Source organism: Roseomonas sp. KE2513, assembly GCF_016107305.1.
Classification (GTDB): Bacteria; Pseudomonadota; Alphaproteobacteria; order Acetobacterales; family Acetobacteraceae; genus Roseomonas.
The window spans coordinates 71,616-89,334 of sequence record NZ_RCVR01000008.1; the positions used below are offsets into that span (position 1 = coordinate 71,616).

At 71.8% G+C, this 17,719-nt stretch carries 14 protein-coding genes and 1 riboswitch; of the genes, 8 read left to right on the forward strand and 6 right to left on the reverse strand.

Translation table 11 applies throughout. The features are described 5' to 3' along the window. Window positions 1-326 precede the first annotated feature (326 nt). The 4 genes from D9599_RS10290 (at window position 327) to D9599_RS10305 (ending at window position 5,928) form a co-directional block, all read left to right on the forward strand. Window positions 327-701, forward strand: a complete 375-nt coding sequence (locus D9599_RS10290) for a response regulator transcription factor (RefSeq protein WP_198381144.1) — start codon at window positions 327-329, stop codon at window positions 699-701. After that, on the forward strand, window positions 698-4,774 hold the full coding sequence (locus D9599_RS10295; protein WP_198381145.1) for an ATP-binding protein: 4,077 nt from the start codon (window positions 698-700) through the stop codon (window positions 4,772-4,774). The genes D9599_RS10290 and D9599_RS10295 overlap by 4 nt, the downstream gene beginning before the upstream one ends. Window positions 4,775-4,892: 118 nt before the next feature. Next, window positions 4,893-5,231, forward strand: a complete 339-nt coding sequence (locus tag D9599_RS31290) for a Dps family protein (RefSeq protein WP_232480348.1) — start codon at window positions 4,893-4,895, stop codon at window positions 5,229-5,231. 112 nt (window positions 5,232-5,343) lie between these two features. Further along, a complete protein-coding gene (locus D9599_RS10305; protein WP_198381147.1) occupies window positions 5,344-5,928 on the forward strand; it encodes a helix-turn-helix domain-containing protein in 585 nt (194 codons plus the stop codon). Between the two features lie 60 nt (window positions 5,929-5,988). Here D9599_RS10305 and D9599_RS10310 read toward each other — a convergent pair whose 3' ends face one another. The 3 genes from D9599_RS10310 to D9599_RS10320 form a co-directional block, all read right to left on the reverse strand. Further along, window positions 5,989-7,956, reverse strand: coding sequence for a TonB-dependent siderophore receptor (locus D9599_RS10310; RefSeq protein ID WP_198381148.1), 1,968 nt, complete (start codon window positions 7,954-7,956; stop codon window positions 5,989-5,991). 139 nt (window positions 7,957-8,095) lie between these two features. Beyond that, window positions 8,096-8,320, reverse strand: a riboswitch (cobalamin riboswitch). A gap of 57 nt (window positions 8,321-8,377) precedes the next feature. After that, window positions 8,378-9,019: an exopolysaccharide biosynthesis protein gene (locus D9599_RS10315; RefSeq protein ID WP_198381149.1), complete on the reverse strand. Its 642-nt coding sequence runs from the start codon at window positions 9,017-9,019 to the stop codon at window positions 8,378-8,380. A gap of 107 nt (window positions 9,020-9,126) precedes the next feature. Beyond that, entirely contained in the window at window positions 9,127-9,999 is an 873-nt protein-coding gene (locus D9599_RS10320) for a tripartite tricarboxylate transporter substrate binding protein (RefSeq protein WP_232480349.1), read from the reverse strand. Window positions 10,000-10,149: 150 nt separating this feature from the next. On the opposite strand from D9599_RS10320, the gene D9599_RS10325 reads away from it, so the two are divergent. Together D9599_RS10325 and D9599_RS10330 are read left to right on the forward strand one after the other, a co-directional pair. Then, window positions 10,150-10,812 (forward strand): DUF1194 domain-containing protein, encoded by a 663-nt coding sequence (locus D9599_RS10325; protein ID WP_232480350.1) that lies wholly within the window; start codon window positions 10,150-10,152, stop codon window positions 10,810-10,812. Between the two features lie 94 nt (window positions 10,813-10,906). After that, window positions 10,907-12,019 (forward strand): 2-aminoethylphosphonate--pyruvate transaminase, encoded by a 1,113-nt coding sequence (locus D9599_RS10330; RefSeq protein ID WP_198381150.1) that lies wholly within the window; start codon window positions 10,907-10,909, stop codon window positions 12,017-12,019. Between the two features lie 41 nt (window positions 12,020-12,060). Here the strand turns inward: D9599_RS10330 and D9599_RS10335 are convergent, their stop codons facing one another. Further along, a complete protein-coding gene (locus D9599_RS10335) occupies window positions 12,061-12,729 on the reverse strand; it encodes an OmpW family protein (protein WP_198381151.1) in 669 nt (222 codons plus the stop codon). A gap of 99 nt (window positions 12,730-12,828) precedes the next feature. Next, window positions 12,829-13,809 (reverse strand): tripartite tricarboxylate transporter substrate binding protein, encoded by a 981-nt coding sequence (locus D9599_RS10340; RefSeq protein WP_198381152.1) that lies wholly within the window; start codon window positions 13,807-13,809, stop codon window positions 12,829-12,831. A 127-nt stretch (window positions 13,810-13,936) separates the two neighbouring features. Between D9599_RS10340 and D9599_RS10345 the strand changes: the two genes are divergently transcribed. Continuing rightward, window positions 13,937-15,607 (forward strand): formate--tetrahydrofolate ligase, encoded by a 1,671-nt coding sequence (locus tag D9599_RS10345; RefSeq protein ID WP_198381153.1) that lies wholly within the window; start codon window positions 13,937-13,939, stop codon window positions 15,605-15,607. 17 nt (window positions 15,608-15,624) lie between these two features. Here the strand turns inward: D9599_RS10345 and D9599_RS10350 are convergent, their stop codons facing one another. Continuing rightward, a complete protein-coding gene (locus D9599_RS10350; protein WP_198381154.1) occupies window positions 15,625-16,593 on the reverse strand; it encodes a tripartite tricarboxylate transporter substrate binding protein in 969 nt (322 codons plus the stop codon). Between the two features lie 181 nt (window positions 16,594-16,774). Between D9599_RS10350 and D9599_RS10355 the strand changes: the two genes are divergently transcribed. Beyond that, window positions 16,775-17,704: a transglutaminase family protein gene (locus D9599_RS10355; RefSeq protein WP_198381155.1), complete on the forward strand. Its 930-nt coding sequence runs from the start codon at window positions 16,775-16,777 to the stop codon at window positions 17,702-17,704. Window positions 17,705-17,719: the final 15 nt, after the last annotated feature.

Below are 17,719 nucleotides of genomic sequence, written 5' to 3' on the forward strand. Positions count from 1 at the left end.
TCGGCGGAAATGGACGCGGTGCCCAGGCCGCCTAGGACAAGGCTGCCCATGAGGCCGCGGCGGGACGCGTTGCCAGGGGGCGAGGGGTCATTCATGCCGCGTCTCCTGCTGCCTGCGGGCGCCGGGCCCTTGGACACGGCGGAAGCTAGCGGTGCGCCAAAGGGCCTTCTTGTCGGGCGCTGACGAATTTGGACGATCCGGACATGAGCGCGGCGGTCGCGCGGCCCGGTTCCTGAACTATTGTATAGTGTTGCCGCGGATGGCCCGGCGGTATGGCTGTCATCCGGGCCGGCTTGCCCGTCAGCGGTTCTAAGGAGGCGGGCGGCTTGCGAGACCAACTCATCGCCATCGTGGACGACGACGACAGCGTCAGGGTAGCGCTCGCGAGCCTGGCGCGCTCGGCGGGGTTGCGGACGAAGGCCTATGCCTCGGCGGCGGACTTCCTGGCCGAGGATCTCTCCTTCTTCGACTGCGTGGTCTCCGACATTCAGATGCCGGAGCTGTCGGGCTTCGACCTGCTGCGCGCCGTGCGGTCGCGCCGCGCCGAGCTGCCGGTTATCCTCATCACCGCCTTCCCGGACGAGCGCGTGGAGCAGCGCGCGATCAGCGGCGGGGCGCGCTTCTTCCTTGAGAAGCCGTGCAACCCCAACCTGCTCGTCACGAGCCTTGCGGAGGCGATGGAACCGGGAGGGCGCGGTTGATCGCGGCCCCTGCCGCCCTCGCGCCGGATGCGGTGCGGGACGCGCACTGGCTCGCGGGGCTGGCGACGGAGCCTGTCACGACGGACGGGCTGCTGGAGACGTTGCGCGCGCGCTGCCCGGCGACCGACGAAAGCTGGCTGATCTGTCGCGCCGTGCGGCCCGACGAGCCCCGCGCCGAGGCTCGGCTGCGGCGCACCTTTGCCCTGCGCGGCGCGCTCTCGCCGGACTGGGCGGTGCTGCCGCTGCACCTCATCGCGACGCTGGACGGGCCGGTGCTGGTGCTGCTCGACGACGGCGCTGCGCCGCCTTGCCTGGACGCGGGCGACATCGCGTCCTTCCTGCGTCTCGCGGCGGGGGCGGCCCATGCTCTGGGCGAGGCGCATGCGGCGGGACTGCTCCATCGCGACATCACGCCCGTGAACCTCTTCGAGGGCACCGGCGGCGCGGTGCGGCTGAGCGGCTTCGGCATGGCGCTGCTGGAGGGCGAACCGGACCCGGCGGAGGACGGCATCGTCGGCACCCTCGCCTTCATGCCGCCGGAGCGGGCGCGCTGGGCCGATGCTGTGAGCGACGCGCGAGGGGACCTCTACGCGCTCGGCATGACGCTCTATGCGTTGCTCGCCGGGCGATTGCCCTTCGAGGCGGAGGACGCGCTAGGCTGGATCCACGCTCATGCCGCGCGGCGGCCTCCGCCACCCAGCCGCTTCCGCGCAGGGGTGCCGGCGATGCTCGACGCGTTTCTGCTGACGTTGATCGAGAAGGACCCAACCAGGCGCTACCCTTCGGCCGCCGCGCTGGAACGCGACCTGCGGCGCTGCCTGATGGAATGGGAACGCACGGGGCGCATTGAACCTTTCACACCCGGTGGATTGGGAGAGGTGGAGCGCGCCGCGCTGTTGGTGCCGGGCTGCCTTGCCCTTGCCGGTGCCGCCCAGAGCCCTTGCGGCGCCACCTCCGCCCGCGTGCAGACAGAGGTGGAGCGGCTGATCCTGGCGGGCCGCTTCGAGGAGGCGGAGGCGGCGATCGCCTGTCTCTCGCGCGCGGCCGAGGACGAGGCCGAGCGCATCGCGGCCCTGCGGCTCGATATCCGGCTGCGGAGCCTGCGTTCGGATTTTGCGGGGGCGATTCGCGCCGGGGCGGAGGCGCTGCCGCTCCTTGGCATTCAGCTGCCGGCAGCGCCCGGAGTCGCGGAGGCGGAGGCCGCCTATGGACGGCTGCGGGCAGCGATGGGCGGGCGCGGGCCCGCCGCGCTGTCCGGGCCGGCGTGCATGGAGGACCCGCGCCTGCGGGACGGGATGGAACTGCTCGCCAGCCTCGCCATTCCCGCCAACTTCGTCGATGACAGGCTGATGTTCGTGATCCTGTGCGAGCAGGTGCGGCTCACCGCGCTGCACGGCATCGCGCCCGCCTCGGCGCAGGGGATCGCGTGGTTTGGCGTCGCCCTTGCCCATCATTTCGGCGAGTACGGGCGTGGGTTGGAATTCGCGCAGGCGGGCGCGCGCATCGCGGAGGCCTCCGGCAGCGGCGAGGTGCGGAGCGCCACCCTCGTCGCGCTCGACCAGGTGGGAGCCTGGACGCGGCCCTTCGACTTCGCGCTCGGCTGTGCGCGCGCCGCGCTGGCGGAAAGCCGGGACGGCGGCGATGTCGCCATGGCCTGCTACGCCTGCAACCACATCGTCTCGGACCTGCTCGTCATGGGCGTGCCGCTCGCGCGCGTGGCGGAGGAGATCGCCAGCGGGATCGACTTCGCGCGCGGCGCGCATTTCGGGGATGTGGAGGCCGTTCTCGGCGTGCAGAGGGGCTTCGTGGAGGCCCTGCGCGGGACGGGCGCCCTGCCGGATCACCCGCCCGCGAGCGCGATGACGCCGCTGCTGTGCTGGTACTGGCTGTTCCGCGGCATCGTCGCCTTCACGGAGGACGATGCCGAGGAGGCGGGGGAATGCCTGGCGTGCGCCGGCGCGCTGGCCTGGTCCACGCCCGCGCATATCCACGTCATGTGCATCCACCTCTTCGCGGGGCTTGTATGCGCCGCACAGGGCGACGCGGCGGGGCTCGCGCCGCATCTGGCGCGGATGCGCGGCTGGGCCGGGCTCAACCCTGGGAATTTCAGGGACAAGGCGCTGCTGCTGGAGGCCGAGGCGGCGCGGCTGGAAGGGGACACGCTGCGCGCCCTCGCCCTCTACGAGGACGCCGTCGCTGCCGCCGCGGCCGGGGACCGCCCGCAGGTTCGCGCGATCGCGCATGAGCGGGCCGCCGCCTGCTACGCCGCGCACGGGCTTGAAGGGGCAGCCCGGCACCATTTGCGCGGCGCCCATGCTCAGTACGAGGTCTGGGGCGCCACGGCGCGGGCCGCGCGGCTGGCGGCGCGCCATCCCTTCCTCTCGGCGGGGCGGGGCAGGCGAGAGGCACCGCCGCTCGCGCAGGGGCATGACCGCCTCGATTTCGGCGCGGCCATGGCGGCCGTGCAGGGCCTCTCGGGGGAGATAGACGCCGAGCGCCTCGTCGAGCGGCTGCTCGGCCAGGCGATGACGGTGGGCGGCGCCAGCCGCGCGGCCCTGGTGCTGACCGGCGAAGGGCGGACGACGGTGGAAGCGCTCGGCACGGTCGAGGAGGGCCGTGCAGGCGAGGGAGGGCGCATCGACGTGCGCTTCCTGCGCACCGCGCCCTCCGCGCGAGACCTGCCGCTCTCTGTGCTCTACGGCGTGATCCAGCGGCGCCGCGCCGTATCCATCCCCGACCTGTCGGAGCCGCACGAGCACGGCTTCGACGGCTATTTCGCGGCCCATGCGCCCCGCTCCCTCCTCTCCCTGCCGCTGGTGAAGGGGGACGCGCTGCTCGGCGTTCTGCACCTCGAGAATGAGGTAGCGGCCCATGCCTTCGACGGCTCGCGGCAGGTGTTGCTGGAGTTGATCGCGAGCCAGGCGGCGATCTCGCTCGAGAACGCGCGCCTCTACGCCGCGCTGCGGATGAGCGAGGCCTCCCTTGCCCTCGGCCAGCGGATCAGCCGCTCCGGCAGCTTCCGCTGGAACCGCGCGACGGATGAGCACCGATGGTCGGACGGGCTCTATGCCGTCTGGGGCGTGGATCCCTCGGACGGACCTCTTCCGATCAGGGCCATCCTGGCTCGGATCCATCCCGAGGACCGTCCCTGCATCGACGCCCTGGTCGCGAAGCCCTGGGCCAACGAGATATCGGGCCCGCACGCCTTCCGCATCGTCGACCCCGCGGGGCCGGAGAGAGCGGTGCAGCATGTCGAGTTGCTGCTCGGGCCGGAGGGGCCGGAAGTCTTCGTCGGCGTGCTGACGGACGTGACGGAGCGGCGTGCGACTGAAGCGGCGCTGCGCAACGCGCGGACGGAGCTGGCCCGCGCCGCGCAGGCGGTGACCATGGGCGAGCTGGCCGCCTCCATCGCGCACGAGATCAACCAGCCGCTCTCCACCATCGTCGCCCAGGCGGGCGCGGCGCAGCGATGGCTCGGCCGGCCCGTGCCCGAGATCGGCGAGGCGCTGGCGGGGCTGCGCGACATCCTCCGCGACGGGGAGCGAGCAAGCGACATCATCCGCGCGCTGCGCGCCCTGGCGCGGCAGACCGCGCCCGAGCGCCGCGACGTGCGGATCGACGGCCTCGTGCGCAAGGTGGCGGCCCTCGTCTCGGCGGAGGTGGAGCTGAAGGGTGCGACGGTGGGGCAGCGCCTGGCCGCGCCGGATGCGGTCGTTGCCGCAGATCCCGTGCAGCTGGAGCAGGTGCTGCTCAACCTCATCGTCAACGCCTCGGACGCGATGGAGGCGGTGCGCGACCGGCCGCGCCGCGTGGTCATCACCTCCCGCCACGACGCCGCAGCGTGTGCCGTGGAGGTCGCGGTGGAGGACACCGGGCCGGGAATCGACGAGGCGAGCCTCGCGCGGATCTTCGATCCCTTCTTCACGACCAAGCCCACAGGATTGGGCATGGGCCTCGCGATCTGCCGTTCGATCGTGGAGGCGCATGGCGGTTGGCTGGAATGCGCGTCGACCGGTCCTGGGGGAACCCGCTTCCTCCTCCGTCTTCCCGCACGGCCGCTCGATGCTTCCTGAAGGGGGTGGCACCGCAGGATCGTCCCATTCCGGTTCCGGCGGACAAGAACAGGGGCGCGCGAGGCCAGAGGGCCGCCTCCGGGACCGGGTTGGACCCGGATTGAGGAAGCGACACGCAATGGCGGACCCGATCGCGGAGCGCGCGCGCAAGCTGGGCGGCACCACCATCCGCTGGGTCGAGCACGTCGTGCGGTTGCAGCGGCTGCTGGACAACGATGCCCAGTATGTGGGCTCGCAGGACATGCTGGCCGAGCTCCGCGATGACAACGGCGCCCTGGTGGGCCGCATGCGCGCGCTGCGGGCGCTTTGCGAGGAGCACGGCGCCGTCACCAGCGCGAGCCTGCTGGAGAACCTGATCGACGAGGGCGAGGGCCGCGTCTGGTTCTCTTCGAGACCGGGCGGCGCGGGAGTGGCCGAGGCGCTGCCGCACGTGGACACAAATCATACTCAGGTATAGGGCGCGTGACCGGAAAGGCTCGCCTCCTTCAATTCATGCCTGGTGGAGAGAGGCCCGGCATCCCGTCAGTCTGTCCCCGTCCAGACCGGACTTCCGACGGAGGATGACGACGATGCAGAGCCGAGACGCCGCGCTTCACGCCGTGCCGGGTGCCGTGGCGGCGGGGCCGATCGCCGCCACGGTGTCCCAGCTGATGCAGGACGCGCGCGACCTGCTGCCCCACGACCGCAGGGCCGCCGCGCTCACCCTTCTGCGCGCCTCCCGCCTGCTGGACGCGCCGGTGGCGGGCCCCACGACAGTCGCGGCAAGCGTGCCGGTCGTCGTGCCCGGAGGGCTGGCGCGCTGGCAGATGATCCGGCTGACCGACTATGTCGAGGCGCATCTGGACCAGCCGATCGTGCAGAAGGCGCTTGCCTCCCAGATCCGGCTGAGCAGCGGCCACTTCGCGCGCGCCTTCAAGCAGAGCTTCGGCCGCACGGCGCATACCTACGTCATGGAGCGCCGGATCGAGCGGGCGAAGGGCCTGATGCTGCGCACAAGCGCGCCGCTCTGCGAGATCGCCCTCGCCTGCGGGCTATCGGACCAGGCGCATTTCTCGCGCGTGTTCAGACGCATCGCCGGCAGCACGCCGCTGGCCTGGCGGCGCCAGCACCAGCCGGCGCCGGGGCGGCGAGCGGGCGAGGAGCCGCGGCGCTAGATCCCTCACTCACCGCTGGAAAGGGTGCTTCGCCCCGGGCAACAGGCCCGGGGCAGGCGGTCAGAACTTGAACCGCGTTCCCACCAGTGCCGTCCGCCCCGCGATGACGAAGCCGTTCGCGGGCTCGAAGCGGCTGTTCGTGAGGTTGCGGCCCTCCGCGAAGAGTGCGACGGGTTCCGTCACCTGCCAGGTGGCCGTCAGGTTGAAGATCGTGCCGGCCTTGTTGTCGCGCGCGGTGGTATAGGCGCTGCCGTTGTCACGGTAGGAGGCGAAGGCGCCCTCGCGCGAGCGGCCGTAGAGGATCAGCTCGGGCGCGACTGTCACGGTATCCGCCAGGCGCAGGCTGGCGTTGAGCGCGAGCTGCTGCTCCGGGCGGCGGGCCAAGCGCTCGCCGCTGCGGGCGTCGCGCGCGTCGGTGACGGTATAGGCGGCGCTGGCGGTCAGCCAGCGGGTGGGGCGCAGCGTTGCCGTGAACTCCCCTCCCTTGACGCGCGCGCGATCCACGTTCTCGAGCGAGGTGAAGGCGGCGTCGTAGTTGATGAGGTCGTGGATGCGGTTTGCGAAATAGGTGGCGCCGAGGGTCGCAAGGTCGCGCTGGCCGCCGAAGGGAACATCGAACTCGATGCCCGCTTCCCAGCCCTCGGAGGTTTCGGGGCGGAGGTTCGGGTTGCCCTGAAAGAAGCCGGTGATGACGCCGTAGCGCTGGTAGAGCGAGGGCGCCTTGAAGGCAGTGCCATAGGCCGTGCGGATGCGCGCAGAGATCTCTGGCAGGGCCAGCACGGCGCCAAGGCGGTAGGTGACGTGGCTGCCGTAATCCTCGGCGTCGTCGTTGCGGATGCCGGCGGTGAGGTCCAGGCGGCGGAGGAGCCGCACCTGATAGCCCGCGTGGATGGCGGTGTTGCTGGCCGCAGCGTTCGTCGTGGTGCGGAAGAAGCTGCCGCCGGAGGCCTGGCGCACCTCCTCGCGCTCATGCGTCAGGCCGAAGGCGAGCTGGCTTGCGTCGAAGGGACCGGCATCGGGCAGGCGGAGCTGGTTGCCCCAGTCATAGGCCGTCCGCTCGCCGCGATAGAGGTCGTCGGTCGTGGCGGAGGAGAGACTGTCGGGCAGGTTCGTGTAGCGGCGGCGGTCCCGGGTCTGGGCGATGCGGAAGCCGGTGGTCCAGGCGTCGATCGGGCGCGCCTCGGCGCGGAGCTGGCCGGTGAAGCGGCGGTCGTTGAAGGAGTAGTTGGGGTCGTCGTCAGGGACGTTGTCGAGCCCGCCGTAGTTGTCGCGCCAATTGGCCAGGCCCTCGACGCGAAGCCGCTCGCTCGGCGTCCAGCCGAGGCGGGCGGTGCCGGTGAGGCCGCGGAAGCCGTCGCGCTCTCCGGTGTTCGCGTAGAAGCGGCCGGGCGTCGCGTCGGTGCCGCGGGTGGAGAGGCTGCGGAGCGAGAGAAGGTAGTCGAACTGTCCGACCGTGCCCGCGATGCCGCCACCGCCACGCAGCGTGCGGTTGCTGCCGCCCGCGAGTTCGCCGAATGCCTCGATCGCGCGGTCGGCGGGGGCGCGGCGCGTCACGATGTTCACCACGCCGCCGATGGCGCCCGATCCGTAGAGGGAGGAAGCGGGGCCGCGCAGGACCTCGATCCGCTCCACTTCGAGCCCCAGCAGGTCGTTGCCGAAGTTGAAGGCACCGTTGGGCTCGGAGGCGTCGTTCACGGGCACGCCGTCCAGCAGCACGAGGGCGTGGCGGGAGGCGGTGCCGCGGATGAAGGCGCTGGACGGCTGGCCAAGGCCGCCGGACTGGATGAGGGAGAGGCCGGGGACGGAGACGAGCGCCTCGGCCAGCGTCTGGTAGCCGCGCTCCTCGATCGTCTGTCGGTCGATGACGGTGACGCTGCCGGGCACGCGCTCGATGGGCGTCGGGATACGGGTGGCGGTGACCACGGTTTCCGTGACCGCGGCGCTGGGCTGCGTCACGGGAGGCGTCGGCTGGGCCAGGGCGGCGGGCGCGGCGAGGGCGGTGAAGGAGAGAAGCAGGAGACGTCGCATCGGGGTTCCCCAGGCGAGCGGACACGATCTGCCGCGCGACCCCGAAAGGGCCACGCGACGGTGGACGCGGTTCCCGCATGCGGAAGGGGCGGATCGCCCCCCGTATGTCCGTTGCGCCGGTGCACCTCGCCCGGCACGCGCGAGACAGCTCTGCGCCGGCCGGTCTCCTGGCTCGCGGCCCCCCTTTCGGAACCGGCCCCCGCCTTCTCGACACCCGTGAGTGGCAATGGCGATTGGGGGCCGGAAAGGGCCGCCTACAGTTGCGAGGGCAGCTGCGGATGGGCGCCCCGGGCCCAAAGGACCCGCGGCGCGTCGCACATTCCCGTTTCAGCCCTTTCGGGCCACCGGCGCATGGCCGGCTTCTAGCGCGCGACGGGCGGGGCTGGGAGGGGGTGTGGCGGAAGCCGCGCGCCTGTGTTCCTCAGAACACGAAGCCGATCGCCCGCACGCTCATCCAGCCGATCACCGCCAGCACGCCCGTCGCGAAGACGCAGCCGAGCACGGTGAGCAGGATGCCCCAGCCCATGGTCTTGCTGTCGTGCTCCACCAGGCCGAGCGCCATGACGATGTTGCCGAAGGCGGGCGGCCCGTTGGTGCCCGGGCCGGGCAGGATGAGCATGACGGCGACATAGACCGTCAGCCAGCCGAAGAGCCGGTCGCCGAAGGGGGTGGTGAAGGGGCCGGGGCGGGGGCGGACGTAGCGCTCGATCTTGCTTAACCACTTGGAAGAGGCGCCGGCCAGGCGCAGCAGGTCGTCGCGCTTGATGGATTGGCGGGCCATGAAGACCGGCAGCCGTGGCACGCGGCGCCCGAGTCCCATCTGCGCCCCCAGCAGCAACATGGGCGTGCCGAAGACGGTGGCCATGCCCGGTAGGAGCGAGGGCAGCAGGAGCAGGAGGATGAGAAGGCCGAAGGCACGATCGCCGAATGCCTCCGACATCTCGCCGAGGGAGATGCGCTCGCCAGGGCAGGCGGCTGCGACCTCGGCGATGATGCGGGAGATGGGGGCACCCTCGCGCTCCTCCGGCGGGGTGGGAGGGGGCGGGATCGGCGGGGCATCCATCGGCGGCGTCCTGTTCCCTCGCGTGGCGGGGCGTCTTCCATGCCGCGCCGCCCCGGGCCCTTCTGCCCGGCGCCCGCGCGCCCGTCCATGGGCGAGGCGGCCCGTGCCTATTCCGGCTGGAATCCGGCGAGGCGGAGCAGGGCCGCGTTGCGGGCCACGTCGTCGCGGATGAAGGACTCGAGCGCGGGCTGGCTTTCCACGACCGGCTCGAAGCCGAGGCTGGCCAGGCGCTGCACCGTCTCGGGCTCGCGCATGCCCTCCGTCACCGCCTCGTGGAACCGGGCGACGATCTCGGCGGGCAGGGCGCGCGGGCCCCAGACACCGTACCAGGAGTAGAACTCGAAGCCGGGCAACCCGGCCTCGGACAGGGTCGGCAGTTCGGGCGCGAGGGCGGTGCGGGCCGGGGTGGCGATGCCCAGGCCGCGCACCTGCCCGCCGCGCACCATCGGCAGCATCGCCAGCACCGCGTCGAGCATCAGCTGCGCGTTGCCGGCCGCGACGTCCGACAGGGCGGGCGCGGTGCCGCGATAGCCAACGATCTCCACCCGCGCGCCGGTCACGCGATTGAATTCGATGGCGCTGAGATGGCCGGCGGCGCCGAGGGAGGAGACGGCGAAGCTCCATCTCGAGGGATCGCGCTTCGCCGCCTCCACCACCTCAGGCAGGGTCTGTTGGGGGCGGCGGGGGTCCATCACCAGCACCAGCGGGCCGCGGGCGGTGCGGGAGAGAGGGACGAAATCGGCCACGGGGTCGTAGGGCGCGGCCTTCATCACCTGCCGCGCCATGGGGTGCACGCTGGCTGAGCCGAGGATGGTGTAGCCATCGGCCGGCGCCTGCAGCACCGCAAGGCTGCCGATCGCGCCGTTGCCGCCCGCACGGTTCTCCACCACCACGGGAACGCCCAGCCGCTCCCCGATCTTCTGGGCGGCCAGGCGTGCCATGGCGTCGGTGGCGGCGCCGGGGGTGTAGGGGACAACCATCCGGATGGGGCGGTTGGGCCAGGCGCCCTGGGCGTGCAGCGCGGGCGCCGCGAGGAGGGGGGGCAGCAGCGAGGACGGAACGGCGTTTCATCATGCGGATGGCCTCCACCGGCAAGGGACCAGCTGATCCTGCCCCGCAACGCGCCCGCCATGCCAGCGGCCCTTTCGCCCGGGCGGGCGCTGCGCCACCTTCGGCGGATGCGGGACGTGGACATCGCGCTGTGCCTGGCGGTGGACGCCTCCTCCTCGGTGGATCACGACGAGTTCGGGCTGATGATAGGCGGGCTGGCCGAGGCCTTCCGGGATCCGGCGGTGGCTGCGGCGGCCACGGGCGGACCGCGCGAGGCGGCCGCGGTCTCCGTAATCCTGTGGTCCGTGACGCAGGAGTTGGCCGTGCCATGGATGCTGGTGGCCGACGACCCCGGGGCGGCGGCGCTGGCGGAGGCGCTGGACGCCGTGCCGCGGCTCGTCCCGCCCGGGGCGACGGCGCTCGGGGAGGCGATGAGGGCGGCGCTCGCCCTGCTGGCGGATTTTCCGGGGCAGGCGGCGCGGCTGGTGATCGACGTTTCCGGGGATGGAGCGGGGAATGCCGGCATCCCCTCCGCCCCCGTGCGGGACGCCGCGGTGCGGGCGGGGGTGACGGTGAACGGGCTGGCCGTGGTGAACGAGGAGCCGGACCTGCCCGCCTACTACGCCGCCGAGGTGATCGGCGGTCCCGGTTCCTTCGTCCTGGAATGCCGCGACTATGCCGAATTCACGGAGGCGATCCGGCGCAAGCTGGTGCGCGAGTTGCGCGGGGCGCTCACCGCCTGAGGAATCGAGTGACAATGTGACAGGGGCGGGTTGTCCCGCCGCGGTGCGCGGGTGCAGCTTGGCTCGCGCCCCTTCAACGCCCAAGGCCACCGGCATGATTTTCCTCACCCCCGGCCCCGTGCAGACCCGCCCAGAAACGAGGGCGGCCATGGCGGTCGATATCGCTCCCTGGGACCGCGACTTCGGGCCGGAATACGCCGGCATCCGTGACCGCGTGCGCGACATCGCGGGCGGCCTGCCCGGCGTGCACGCGACCCTGCCGCTGCAGGGCGCGGGGCACTTCCTCGTGGAGGCCGCGATCCGCACCTTCGTGCCCGCTGGCGGGCGGATCCTCGTGCCAAGCAACGGCACCTATGCCGACCGCATGATGCGCCTGGCGCGCGAGGCCGGCCGGGAGCCGGTGGCGCTGCCCGTGCCCGACACGCGCGGCGTGCGCGCCGAGGAGGTGGCGGCGGCGCTGGCGGCGGACGAGACGATCTCCCACGTCTGCATGGTCTATTCCGAGACGGGCAGCGGCATCGTCAACGACCCCGCGGCCGTGGGCGCCGCCGTGCGCGCCGCAGGGCGGCGGCTGATCCTGGACGCCGTCTCGGCTTTCGGCGCGCTGCCCTTCGACCTCAAGGCGCAGCCCGAATGCGACGCGGTGCTGTTCACCTCCAACAAGTGCCTGGAGGGGATGCCGGGGATCGGCTTCGCGGTCTGCCCCATGGACCGGACGCGCGGGCAGGCAGGCCAGGCGGGATCCTGGTGCTTCGACCTCGGCGACGTGCTGAAGCATGCCGAGCGTGCGGGCTGGGGATCCTTTCGCTTCACGCCGCCGGTGCAGGCGCTGCACGCCTTCGCCGTGGCGCTCGACCTATATGAGAAGGAGGGCGGGCAGGCCGCGCGGCTCGCGCGCTATGCCGAGAACATGCGCGTGCTGCGTGCGGGGGCGGAGGCGCTGGGGCTGGTGCCGTATCTCGACGCCGAGCACCAGGGGCCGATCATCCTGACGCTGCACCAGCCGGAGACGCCCGGCTTCACGCTGCAGGACTTCGTGGACGCGCTGAAGCGGCGCGGGGTGATGATCAGCAACTTCTTCACGACGCAGTCGCCGACGATCCGCATCGGCTGCATCGGCGCCGTCACGGCCGACGACATGCGGGTAGCCTTGCGCGCGATGGGGGAGGCGCTGGAGGAGTTGGGCGCCGCGCGCAAGGCGGCCTGAACGCGAAGGGGCCGGGTGGACACATCCCCCGGCCCTTCCTATCAGAAGCGGTAGCGGACGCTGGCGCCGACGATCCAGGGATCGATGTTCGCATGGCCGGTGATCAGGCCGCTGTTTACGCTGACATCCGGGCGCAGCCAGAGCTTCTTCGCATCGACGTTCACGAGCCAGCGTGAGGAGACCTCCACGTCGAGGCCGAAGTTGATGCCGTAGCCGAAGGCGTTGTCGATCGCGACCTTGTTCACGGGCGAGGTGCGTGCGCCGCCTTCGCCGTAGAAGACGGTGTAGTTCAGGCCCGCGCCGATATAGGGGCTGAAGCGCGCCGTGGGAAAGGGATGGAACTGCAAGTTTAGCGTGGGCGGCAGGGCCCAGACGCGGCCGAGGTCCACGTCGCCGAACGCGCTGTTGCGTACGTGCACGTCGTGGCGCGTGGTGGCCGCGATGAGGTTCAGCGAGAGCTGCGGCATGAGGAAGTAGGTGAGGTCGAGCTGGCCCGTGACGGTGTCGCTCGCCTCCGGCTTGCCGCCGATGAGGCTGACCCGGCCCTCGCCCTCGGGCAGCACGCCGATGAGGCCGGCGCCGAGCACGATGTCGCCGGCCCTCTTGCCGCGAACGGGCTGGCTGCCGAATTCCTGAGCCGCCACCGGGGTGGCGGCCAGCGCGGTGCAGGCCAGCAGGGCCGCGGCCAGGGCACCGGTACGTGTGGTCATAGCGTCCTCGTTTCCAGGGGCAGCAGGTCGCCGCCACCGACACGAGCTACGCCCCGGCCGAACGTTCCACCTTGATTCAAATCAATGAAGAGTCATGGATCAGCCGGCGGTGATGTTTGCGCGGCGCACCACGTCGCGCCAGCGCTCGATCTCGGCGCGCTGGAAACGGTCGTAGTCCTCGGGCGTGGTGGGCACGACGTCGAAGCCGATCGCCTCCAGCCGCGGGCGCACCTCGGGGTGGAGCAGTGCGTCGCGCAGCGCACCGGCCACGCGGTCGCGCAGCGGCAGCGGCATGCCGGCCGGTGCCATGAAGGACTGCCAGGAGGTGACGACGAAATCCTCCAGCCCTGCTTCCTTCGACGTCGGCACGCCCGGCAGCACGGGGTGGGGCCTGTCGCTCGTTACCATCAGCGCGCGCAGGCGTCCGCCGGCGATGTGGCCCGCGACGGTGCCGAGGTTCTGGAACGAGATGTCCACGTTGCCGGCAATGAGGTCGGTCGCGGCCGCGGCGCCGCCGGTGTAGGGCACGTGGGTGATCTCCGTACCCGTGCGCAGCTTGAACAGCTCCGTCGTCATCTGGTCGGAGGAGCCGACGCCGGAGGTGGAGTAGGAGGCGCGGCCGTTGCGCTCGCGCAGCCAGGCGACGAGCGAGGGCATGTCGCGCGCCGGGTGCTTCTCGTTGACGACGAGCACGTTCGGCGTGGTGACGGCGAGCACGAGCGGCGTGAAGTCGCGCAACGGGTCGTAGCCGAGGTTCGGGCGCAGCGCCGCGTTGATCGCCCAGACGCCGATGGAGCCGACCATCAGGCTGTGCCCGTCCGGCGCCGCCCGCATCACCACGCGCGCCGCGACCTCCCCGTTCGCGCCAGGGCGGTTCTCGACGACGACCGCTTGGGGAAGGGCCTGTGCCATGCGGTTGGCGGCGGCACGGGCCACGATGTCGGAGGGGCCTCCGGCGACGAAGGGCACCAGGACCGAGACGGGGCGGCTTGGCCAGGAGTCCGGCGCCTGGGCGCGCGCCGCCGGCGCCAGCAGCAGGGTCGGGGCGGCCAGCAGGGCGCGTCGGGTGGGGCGGGACATCTGGTTTCACTCCCTGGCTTGTTTTGCGGGCAGCATGGCACTTCCCTGCGGCCACGGCCAAGCGCCCCCTGCTTGCCCAGGCGCCGGGCCTGCCGTAACCCGGGAGAGACGGGATGGCAGGGAACGGATGAACACGGATCTGGAGATCGCGCGGGCCGCCACGCTGCGCCCCATCGCCGAGATCGCGGCGCGTGCGGGCATCCCCGCGGAGGCGCTGGAGCCTTACGGACGCTACAAGGCGAAGATCGGCACCGACTTCCTGCGCGCGCAGGAGGGCCGGCCCGAGGGGGCGCTGGTGCTGGTGACCGGCATCAGCCCGACCGCGGCCGGGGAAGGCAAGACCACCACGACCATCGGGTTGGGCGACGCGCTCAACGCGCTCGGAACGCGCACGATAATCGCCTTGCGCGAGCCCTCGCTTGGCCCCTGTTTCGGAGTGAAGGGCGGGGCCACCGGCGGCGGGCGGGCGCAGGTGGCACCGATGGAGGAGATCAACCTCCATTTCACCGGCGACTTCCACGCGATCACCAGCGCGAACAACCTTCTCTCCGCGATGATCGACAATCACATTCACTGGGGGAATGCGCTCGACCTAGACGTCAGGCGCATCGCCTGGCGGCGGGCGATCGACATGAACGACCGCGCGCTGCGGCTGGCGGCGCTCGGCCTCGGCGGCGTCGCCAACGGCTTCCCGCGGGAGGACGGGTTCGACATCACCGTGGCCTCCGAGGTGATGGCGATCTTCTGCCTTGCGAAGAACCTCGACGACCTGCGCGCGCGGCTCGGGCGGATTATCATCGGGCAGGCGCGGGACGGACGGGCAGTGACCGCACATGAGTTGAAGGCGGACGGTGCCATGGCGGCGCTGCTGCGCGACGCTCTGGCGCCCAACCTCGTGCAGACGCTGGAGGGTAGCCCCGCGCTGGTGCATGGTGGACCCTTCGCCAATATCGCGCATGGCTGCAACAGCGTGATCGCGACACGGCTCGGACTGCGGTTGGCCGATGTGGTAGTAACCGAGGCCGGCTTCGGCGCGGATCTCGGCGCGGAGAAGTTCCTCGATATCAAGTGCCGCATGGCCGGCCTCTCGCCCGCCGCCTGCGTGGTGGTGGCGACGGTGCGCGCGCTGAAGATGCATGGCGGCGTGGCCAAGGCGGCGCTCGGCACCGAGGACGTGGCGGCGGTGCGGCGCGGCCTCTCCAACCTCGAGCGGCACGTGGCGAACATGGGCAAGTTCGGCCTCCCCGTGGTGGTCGCGCTGAACCGCTTCACGAGCGATACCGATGCCGAGATCGCAGCCGTGGAGGAGGCGATGACGGCGCTCGGCACGCGCGCGATCCTCTGCACGCACTGGTCGGACGGCGCGGCGGGCGCGGCCGATCTCGCGCGCGCCGTGCAGGGGCTGATCGCGGAGGGCAGCGCGCGGTTCCGCCCGCTCTATCCCGATGATATGCCGCTGGCCGAGAAGATCGGCACCATCGCTCGCGAGGTTTACGGCGCGGCGGAGGTCGCTTTGCCGCCCGCCATCGCCACGCGGCTGAGGCGCTTCGAGGAGGCGGGCTTCGGCCGTGCGCCAGTCTGCATTGCGAAGACGCAGTACTCCTTCTCCGCCAATCCCGCGCTGCTGGGCGCGCCGAGCGGCCATGTGCTGCCGGTGCGGGAGGTGCGGCTCTCGGCTGGGGCAGGCTTCGTGGTGGCGGTTTGCGGCGACGTGATGACCATGCCGGGCCTGCCGCGCCACCCGGCGGCGGAGATGATCGGGCTGGACGCGGAGGGCCGGATCGAGGGGCTTTTCTAGTGGTCGCGCATCCGCCCTTATCCCGGCTGGATTCCGCGCTCCCGGATTACGCCCGCCCAGTCGTCCATCTCCCGCGCGATGAAGGCGGCGAAATCGGCGCGGGCCATCGGCGCGGGCTCGGTGCCGTCGCGACGCAGGCGCTCGGCGATGGCGGGCTGCTCCAGCATGGCGCGGACGGTGGCGTTAAGCCGGTCCAGGATGGGCGCGGGCGTGCCGGCGCGGGCGAAGAGGCCGAACCAGTTCTCCGCCGCCAGTCCCGGCATTCCCGTGGCCTCGGACAAGGTGGGGATATCCGGGGCGGCGGGGCTGCGCGCCTCGCCGGTATAGGCCAGGGCGCGTAGCTTGCCCTCCCGCACCAAGGGGAGGGCGGAGGAGGGGTTGTCGAACATCGCCTCCACGTTGCCGGCGATCAGGTCAGGCAGGGCGGGACCGGTGCCGCGGTAAGGCACGTGGGTGAGCGGCGCGCCGCTGCGCTGGGCAAGGATCTCGATCGCCAGGTGGCTCATCGAGCCGTTGCCGGCGGAGGCGAGGTTGATGCCCCCGCGCGAACGGGCGAGGGCCAGAAGCCCCGGCACGTCCCGCGCGGGGAGGTTGGCGGGCACCATCAGGATCAATCCGTTGCGGACGAGCATGGCGACCGGCGCGAAATCAGCGCGGCTGTCATAGGGCAGGCGGGGAAAGAGGCCGGGGTTGATGGCGAAGGGGGCGCCGGCCACGAGCAGAGTGTGACCATCCGGCGCGCTCCGGGCGAGTTCGGCCGTCGCCAGCTGGGTGGCGGCGCCGGGCTTGTTCTCCACCACCACGGGGCGGCCGGCGGCAATTCCCTGGGAGAGGTGCGTGGCCAGGAGGCGGGCGGCGAGATCGGCGGTTCCGCCGGGCGCGACCCCGACGAGGACCGTGATGCCGCGGCCGGGCCAAGCCTCCTGCGCCCGTGTTGGACGGGCCGCGAGGACCGGGAGGGTGGCGAAAAAGGGGCGTCGGCGCATTCCCGCATCATGGCAGGACGGGCGCGGCTTGGAATGGCGCCGCGGGTGAAACAAGGGGGCGGCCGCGGCGTTACGGCCCTCAATGCTCCCGCCGGAGGAACGGGCCGGAGGCGGCGGGAACCCTTCCCGCCGCCTTCGGCCCGTTCTTTGCGTCGGGATGCGTCACCTTCGGGCAGCCCCCATGCCGATCCTGACTGTTCGACACGTTACGACCTACCGCTACCGCCAGCCCGTCTCCTTCGGGGAGCACCGGATGATGCTGCGGCCGCGTGCCGGGCACGACCAGCGGCTCCTGGAGGCGCGGATCGCCATCCTGCCCGAGCCCGCCGACTTCTGGTGGGTGCACGACGTGTTCGGGAACAGCGTCGGCGTTGCCCGCTTCGACACGCGGGCGCGGGAGTTGCGCTTCGATAGCACGATGCGGCTGGAACACAGCCCGGTGGAGGCGCTCGATTACCGGCTGGAGGAATACGCTCGCAGCCTGCCCTTTTCCTACTCATCGGAGGACATGCCGGACCTCGCCCGCTCCATCGAGCGGCACGTGCCGGACCCCGACCGTGCCGTGGACCGCTGGGCGCGTGGCTTCATGCGGCGCGATGGTCCGACCGGCACGCTGGAGCTGCTGGAGGCGATGACGCGGGCGGTGAAACGGGACTTTACCTATATCGCCCGCTCCGTCCGCGGCATCCAGGAGCCCTGGCACACGCTGGAGATGGGCAGCGGCACCTGCCGCGACTTCGCGCTGCTGATGATGGAGGCGGTGCGCTCGCTCGGCCTCGCGGCGCGCTTCGTGTCCGGCTACCTCTACTCCCCGGGCATGCAGGGGGAGCGGGAGGGAAGCCATGTCGGCGGCGGCTCCACCCATGCCTGGGTGCGCGTCTATCTGCCTGGCGCCGGCTGGGTGGAGTTCGACCCGACCAACGGCATCCTCGGCAACCGCGACCTTATCCGCGTGGCCGTCGCGCGCGAGCCCTCGCAGGCGGTGCCGCTGCACGGGCGTTGGAAGGGCTTTCCGGACGATGCGCTGGGCATGGAGGTTTCCGTCGAGGTGACCGAAGGCGGCGACCCCATGCCCGAGGCACGCCCTCTCTCCGCCATGTCAGGGGCTTGAGCGCCCGTGCCAACC

Coding starts and splice junctions, on each gene's coding strand:
- D9599_RS31290 (WP_232480348.1), top strand. CDS start 4,893: ATGGCGGACCCGATCGCGGAGCGCGCGCGCAAGCTGGGCGGCACCACC.
- D9599_RS10305 (WP_198381147.1), top strand. CDS start 5,344: ATGCAGAGCCGAGACGCCGCGCTTCACGCCGTGCCGGGTGCCGTGGCG.
- D9599_RS10310 (WP_198381148.1), bottom strand. CDS start 7,956: ATGCGACGTCTCCTGCTTCTCTCCTTCACCGCCCTCGCCGCGCCCGCC.
- D9599_RS10315 (WP_198381149.1), bottom strand. CDS start 9,019: ATGGATGCCCCGCCGATCCCGCCCCCTCCCACCCCGCCGGAGGAGCGC.
- D9599_RS10320 (WP_232480349.1), bottom strand. CDS start 9,999: ATGGTTGTCCCCTACACCCCCGGCGCCGCCACCGACGCCATGGCACGC.
- D9599_RS10325 (WP_232480350.1), top strand. CDS start 10,150: ATGCCAGCGGCCCTTTCGCCCGGGCGGGCGCTGCGCCACCTTCGGCGG.
- D9599_RS10330 (WP_198381150.1), top strand. CDS start 10,907: ATGATTTTCCTCACCCCCGGCCCCGTGCAGACCCGCCCAGAAACGAGG.
- D9599_RS10335 (WP_198381151.1), bottom strand. CDS start 12,729: ATGACCACACGTACCGGTGCCCTGGCCGCGGCCCTGCTGGCCTGCACC.
- D9599_RS10340 (WP_198381152.1), bottom strand. CDS start 13,809: ATGTCCCGCCCCACCCGACGCGCCCTGCTGGCCGCCCCGACCCTGCTG.
- D9599_RS10345 (WP_198381153.1), top strand. CDS start 13,937: ATGAACACGGATCTGGAGATCGCGCGGGCCGCCACGCTGCGCCCCATC.
- D9599_RS10350 (WP_198381154.1), bottom strand. CDS start 16,593: ATGCGCCGACGCCCCTTTTTCGCCACCCTCCCGGTCCTCGCGGCCCGT.
- D9599_RS10355 (WP_198381155.1), top strand. CDS start 16,775: ATGCCGATCCTGACTGTTCGACACGTTACGACCTACCGCTACCGCCAG.